The sequence below is a fragment of the Arthrobacter sp. YAF17 genome, assembly GCF_052113365.1.
GTDB lineage: Bacteria > Actinomycetota > Actinomycetes > Actinomycetales > Micrococcaceae > Arthrobacter.
On record NZ_JBFRDB010000042.1, the window covers coordinates 1 to 6,259 of the forward strand.

Here is a 6,259-nt window from a genome sequence, read left to right on the forward strand (position 1 = left end):
CGCACACCGGAACCCTGCTCTTCACCGGGCCCGTCACCGCCTCCACCGCCCGGAAAATCGCCTGCGACGCGGACATCATCCCCGTCCTCCTCGGCGGCGAAGGACGGATCCTGGACATCGGCCGCGCCTCCCGGGTCTTCCCGCCCCACATCCGCAAAGCCCTCACCACCCGCGACCAAGGCTGCACCTTCCCCGGCTGCACCATCCCCGCCCCCTGGTGCGAAGCCCACCACATCACCTACTGGTCCCGCGGCGGAACCACCGGCACAGACAACGGAACCCTGCTCTGCTCACACCACCACCACCTGATCCACAAAGAACAATGGACCATCCAACTCCGCACCGGCATCCCCTGGTTCATCCCGCCCCCACACATCGACCCACGCCAAAAACCCCGACGCAACTACTACTTCCACCCCACAGACCTCAACCACGCCGCCTGACTCCGTGGTTAGAAAGGACCGGCGGCAGCGCGTGAGGGTTTGGACACAACCCCGGGAAACCAAATATCTCGATCATGGAGATAACATCGAACTGTGAAAGATGCCAGACCGGAGAGCCCTGGAAACTCAGTTGCTCATGATCCGCCGGACGCCCCGGCGAAAGCCGCGCAGCTCGACTCCTCGGGATTTAGTTCAGCAGTCCTTTACTGGAGCGGCCTCGCAACCGCGTTAACGCTGATCGTGGTCCCGCTCTGGATGTTGTTCGGTAACAGCGCCGTACTCGGCGGTCACCCGGCCCTGCCCATCCTGCTCTCGGCCGTGGCCATACTGGGCATCTTCTGGATGTTCAGACTCGTCAAACGACGGACACTGCCTGAACGATTCAGCCTGAAAAACCCGGGAATCCTGCCACAACGTCAACAGCCACAGCCACAGCCACAGCCACAGCCACAGCCACAGCCACAGCCACAGCCACAGCCACAGCCACAGCCACAGCCACAGCGTAGGGTGTCGCGCTGGCAGTTGTTCCGCGGCCTTGTGGCTCGGATTGTTGCCGTGGGCCTCGTCGCGGGGTTGGCGTGGCTCAACCCGTTCCCGTACCAGCCCAGCGCTACTGCCGGCCAGACCACGGAGCCAACCGGGACAACGCAGACGACCACCACCGAGGACGCCACCACCATCACTCTCGCCCCGGAAGGGAAGGCCAGCGCGGGTCTCGTGTTCTACCCGGGGGCGCGGGTTGATGCGCGCGCCTACCAGGACATCCTGCGCCCACTGGCCAACGCTGGCTATTTGGTCGTCATCTTGAAAGTACCTCTGGGCATCGCTCTGCTGAACACCGGCCAGGCCCGCGGAGTCATGGACCGGCATCCAGATATCACGTCGTGGGCCGTCGGTGGGCATTCACTGGGCGGAGTGAGCGCGTCCACCTTCGCAAAATCGAACCCCGACGTCGCCGGGCTCCTGCTGTTTGCCTCGTATCCTGCGGACAGCATGGCGGAGTCCGTTGAACTCGCGGTGCTCTCGGTCTCCGGCTCAAACGACGGCCTCACCACTCCGGACAAGGTCGCGGCGTCAAAGCCCCTGCTCCCGCCGGCCACCGTCTACGCAACGGTGGAGGGCGGCGTGCACGCATTTTTCGGAGACTACGGTGAGCAACCCGGGGACGGCGAGCCAGGCATCTCCCGCGAACAGGCGCAGCAGCAGGTCACCGCGGAGTCGGTCCGCTTTCTGGACCGGCTTGTGGCGGCCGGCTGACAGCCGTCGCCAGACTGCCCGACCGCTGACGGCAGGACTCTGCCACGATGGAAGCATCCGCAATCGCACTGCGAACGAGGACGCCACGTATGCTCAACCGTTTCTACGTCAACCCGATCCTGCCTGCCCAAGACGGGGACCGAGCCCGCAGGTTCTACCGTGACGTCCCTTGGCCTCGACCTGCTGACCGGACCGTCCGACGACCCCATGATTTTCGGCGCAGCGGAGGGCTCGAGCATTGCCCTGAGCGAGATGCGCGACCGCACGCCACCGCCGTACCCCATGATCAGTTTTATGGTCACCGGAATCGAGGAGCTCGTCGAGGCCCTCAAGGCCCGCGGTGCCACGTTCCAGCCTCTCGGCCCTGCCAGCTTCGCAGGAGTGGAGGGCAAAGCCAGCGGGGACGTCATGGACTTCGGCCAGGCCAAATCCGCGTTCCTGAAAGACTCAGAAGGCAACATGATCGCGCTCAACGAATTCACCGGCTGAGATCCTGAGTGTCGCCACTCACGGCAGAGCAGTACCAGCGCAACTCTCTAAGCCCGCGGCTACCGCCCCGCGGCGTACCCCTGCGCGCCCCGGGGATTTGCCGCCGCCTGCAGTACTCCCGTCGAAGGATCCCGCACGACGGCGGAAAGGCGTCCCAGCGTCCAGCCGCCCACCCTCGTGACAACGTGACCGCGGCGCTCAAGTCCCGCGATGACGTCCTCACCGAGCCGGTCCTCGACGACGGCGCCACCGGGCTCCCAGGTGCGCGGCCAGAATGATCCAGGCATAGACGTCGTATGAAAGGTCGGCGCGTCGATGGCCTGCTGCGGCGAGTAGCCGCCAACGATCGTGCGGAGCAGGTACGGCAGTTGCCACTGATCCTGTTGGTCCCCGCCCGGCGACCCGAGTGCTGTCACAGCATGTCCGTCCCGCAGCACGAGGGTCGGCGTCAACGTCGTGCGCGGCCGCTTGCCCGGCGTCAGCGTCGAGGGTGTGCCCGGCTCCAGCCAGGTCATCTGCAACCGGGTCCCGAGGCAGAAGCCCAGTTCCGGGATGGCGGGCGAGGACTGCAGCCAGCCGCCCGACGGCGTGGCCGAGACCATGTTGCCCCAGCGGTCCACGACGTCGATATGGCAGGTGTCACCCCGGGTCTCCCCGCTCGGCGCCACGGTCGGTTCGCCCACTCCAAGCCCGACGGCCCCGGCGGAGCCGGAGCCCGCCCCCGCGAGCGCCGGAGGTGTGTAGCTGGTCCGCAGCGGCGGCAGATACGGCTCAAACCCGGGCACTATGCCGGGCCGGAAGTCGTGCGACGCCCGCTCCCCGATCAGCGCCCGGCGGCTGGCGCAGTACTCAGCGGAGAGGAGATACTCCAGCGGAACGTCCGTGTCGCCGTAGTACGCTTCCCGATCCGCGAGTGCCAGCTTCTGGGCTTCGAGAATGGTGTGCACGCCGAGCTCGGTGGACGGATCCAGATACCGGTCATCGAACCCCTCGAGGATCGCTAGCGTCTGAAGCAGTGCCGGACCCTGCCCCCACGGCCCTGTCTTGGCGATCGTGTGCCCCCGGAACTCCACGGTGGCGGCGGCCTCGTAGCCTGCCTCGAACCCGGCGAGGTCCTCCAGTTCAAGGACACCCCGATGATCCGTGCCGGAGGAATGCCGGTGCGGTGTCAGGACTGACTCCACCATGGCCTTGGCCACGAAACCCTCGCGCCATTCCCGGCGGGCGGCGTCGATCCTGGCCTTGCGGGCGTGCCCACCTGAGCCGTTGCCGGGGCTCTTCCCGCGGCCACGCTCGCGGGAGCCGCTCCCCTGGGACCCGCCCGGAGTCTCATCCGAAGACCCCTCAGACCCGGCGGCCCCGGCGTCGACCAGCCGCTGCAGTGTCCGGGCGTAGGCCGGGTTCCGGACCAGCTCCCCCTCGGCCGGGATCCGTCCGCCGGGCATCCACAGGTCGGCCGACGTGGGCCAGTGCGTCTGGAACAGCTCGGCCGCGGCCGCGATGGTCGTCCCGACCCTGCCCAGCATCGGGTGCCCGTCGCGGGCGTAGCCGATCGCGAATTCCAGCACGTCGCCCAGTTCCAGGGTCCCGTGGTCCCGCAACAGCAGGAGCCACGCGTCGACGGCGGCGGGAACCGCGGCGGCCAGCGCACCGGAGCCGGGCACCAGTTCCAGGCCTTCGGCGAGGTAGTGCTCCACCGTGGCTCCGGCAGGGGCCGGACCCTGGCCCATGAGGACCACCGGCGTGCCCGGTTCGGCCCCGGTGACGAAGACGCCGGTCATGTCCCCGCCGGGACCGTTCAGGTGCGGCTCGACAACGTGCAGCACGAAGGCCCCCGCCGTCGCGGCGTCGAACGCGTTACCGCCGCGTTCCAGCACCGCCTGGGCGGCCGCCGTCGCAAGCCAGTGTGTGGAGGCGCTCATCCCAAAGGTGCCCTGGAGCGTGGGGCGGGTGGTGAACGCATCGGGCCGGGTGAACTCCACCGGGGACTCCGGCGCGGCCTCCGCCGTGCCGGTGCGCGGGGAAGCCAGGGAACCTGTGTCGACGTCAGCCAAACAGGGCCGCCACGCGGGTCAGTGTCTCGTATACGCCGTACCCGAGGGGCACACCCACGAGCGCCCAGGCGACCACCAGCTTTCCGGTGGACGCGTTCACAGTCGTCTGCGCAGTACTCATCTCAGGCCTCCATGGCGGGTTCTTCGGAGCGGACACGGTCGGGGCGTGGTTCGTGGAACCGGGAATCGACCGGTTTGACCAGCAGGTTGGCGACAAAACCGATCACCAACAGCCCCACCATGGTCAGCAGCGCGGGCTGGTAGGACGCCGCGGTCAACTGGCCGGGCTTTCCCTGGGCATCGAGGAACGCGTTGACGATCAATGGCCCGGCGATGCCGGCCGCCGACCATGCCGTCAGGAGCCGGCCGTGGATCGCCCCGACCTGGAAGGTGCCGAACAGGTCCCGCAGGTAGGCCGGGACGGTGGCGAAGCCTCCGCCGTAGAAGGAGATGATGATGAACGCGAGCGCCACGTATAGGAAGGTGGTGCTGGAGCCGGCCAGCGCCAGCACCGTGTAGAGCACCGCGCCGACCCCGAGGTACATCATGTAGATGCGCTTGCGGCCGGTCACGTCCGACGTCGCGGACCAGGCGAAGCGGCCGGACATGTTGCCGATCGAGAGCAGTCCCACGAAGCCGGAGGCGACGGCGGCGCTCACCAGGGACACGCCGTCGGACTGGCGGAAGAAGTCCTGGATCATCGGCGCGGCCTGCTCGAGGATGCCGATGCCCGCTGTCACGTTGCAGAAGAGGGCGATCCAGACGAGCCAGAACTGCCGGGTCTTGACGGAGTTCCGGGCGGAGACGTTGTCCGTAGTGACGAGCGTGGCGGCCTTGACCTTGGCCGGGTCGAAGCCGGCCGGCTTCCAGCCGTCGGCCGGGACCTTGATGGTGAACGCGCCGAACATCATGTATGCGAGGTACACGACGGCGAGTGTCAGGAAGAGCTTTCCGACGGAGTCGCCGCTGGCCACCCAGCCCTTGGCGCCGGAGTTGGGGTCGTACATTTTCAGCAGCGCGGTGGAGACGGGGCTGGCGATCAGGGCGCCGCCGCCGAAGCCCATGATGGCCATGCCGGTCGCGAGGCCCGGGCGGTCGGGGAACCATTTGATGAGGGTGGAGACCGGCGAGATGTAGCCGATGCCCAGGCCGATGCCGCCGACGAAGCCATAGCCGAGGTAGACCAGCCACAACTGCCCGCTGAAGATCCCGAGCGAGCCGATCAGGAAGCCGCTGGCCCAGAACACGGCCGAGGTGAACATCGCCTTGCGCGGGCCGTTCTTGTCCACCCAGGTGCCCATGATGGCGGCAGAAAGGCCCAGCATCACGATCGCGATCGAGAAGATCACGCCGATTTCTGTCAGGCTGGCGCCGAAGTGCTTCACCAGCGCGGTCTTGTAGACACTCGTGGCGTAGGCCTGGCCGATGCACAGGTGCACGGCGAGCGCCGCGGGCGGCACCAGCCACCGGTTGAATCCCGGCGGGGCGATTGTTCGGTCACGGTCCAGCCAGCCCATAAGTGCTCCCCTTGCTTGTCGAAGACGTCGGTGTCTCTGCGGCATAGAGGCGAAAGACCCGCTATTGGGCCGTTGCCTCCGGCAATCATGGTGCAGATCGACAGTAAACGTACTACTTCTGCGACGAGCGGTAGGAATTGCGCGATGAGCGGTCGCTTTGGGCTCGGTGACCTGCTTTTCTGCGGCCTCTTTTCCGCCTGCTTTGGGGGCCTCATTTGGCGCCTCCTTTGGGGGCCTCCTTTGGGGGCCTCCTTTGGGCGCCTGCTTTTGCGTGCTACTTTCCGAGGCCTGCCCTCCGGAGTGCTTCGGCCATTGCTGTGTTGGCCGGCGCCGGGGCAGGCGCCGACTTCTGAGGTTGCCTGGCGGGTGTCCGCCGCTCGGGCGCCGGCTTCCCGGACGGCTTCTGCCCGGAATGTTGCTGCGCCGGCGCCTGCGGTGCCGCCTGTCGCGGGCGATCCGGCCGCGCAGCAGGGCCACCCGGGGCGGCCGGACCCCCGGC

The 6,259-nt window shown here is 67.5% G+C and carries 6 protein-coding genes; 3 read left to right on the plus strand and 3 right to left on the minus strand.

Annotated features, from left to right (window positions below):
• The 3 genes from AB4Y67_RS18855 to AB4Y67_RS18865 form a co-directional block, all read left to right on the plus strand.
• Positions 1–443, plus strand: a 443-nt coding sequence (locus tag AB4Y67_RS18855; protein ID WP_441407282.1) for an HNH endonuclease signature motif containing protein, incomplete at its 5' end; no start/stop codon positions are given.
• Positions 444–980: 537 nt separating this feature from the next.
• Entirely contained in the window at positions 981–1,700 is a 720-nt protein-coding gene (locus tag AB4Y67_RS18860; protein WP_441407283.1) for an alpha/beta hydrolase, read from the plus strand.
• Between the two features lie 159 nt (positions 1,701–1,859).
• Positions 1,860–2,189, plus strand: coding sequence for a VOC family protein (locus tag AB4Y67_RS18865; RefSeq protein WP_441407284.1), 330 nt, complete (start codon positions 1,860–1,862; stop codon positions 2,187–2,189).
• A gap of 59 nt (positions 2,190–2,248) precedes the next feature.
• Here the strand turns inward: AB4Y67_RS18865 and AB4Y67_RS18870 are convergent, their stop codons facing one another.
• The 3 genes from AB4Y67_RS18870 to AB4Y67_RS18880 all read right to left on the minus strand — a co-directional run bounded on the left by AB4Y67_RS18870 (position 2,249) and on the right by AB4Y67_RS18880 (position 5,760).
• Positions 2,249–4,111: a gamma-glutamyltransferase family protein gene (locus AB4Y67_RS18870; protein ID WP_441407287.1), complete on the minus strand. Its 1,863-nt coding sequence runs from the start codon at positions 4,109–4,111 to the stop codon at positions 2,249–2,251.
• A gap of 124 nt (positions 4,112–4,235) precedes the next feature.
• Positions 4,236–4,364, minus strand: a complete 129-nt coding sequence (locus AB4Y67_RS18875; RefSeq protein WP_441407285.1) for an MFS transporter small subunit — start codon at positions 4,362–4,364, stop codon at positions 4,236–4,238.
• Position 4,365: 1 nt separating this feature from the next.
• The gene (locus tag AB4Y67_RS18880) at positions 4,366–5,760 is read right to left on the minus strand and encodes an OFA family MFS transporter (protein ID WP_441407286.1); all 1,395 of its coding nucleotides are present in this window, start codon (positions 5,758–5,760) and stop codon (positions 4,366–4,368) included.
• Between the last annotated feature and the right edge of the window lie 499 nt (positions 5,761–6,259).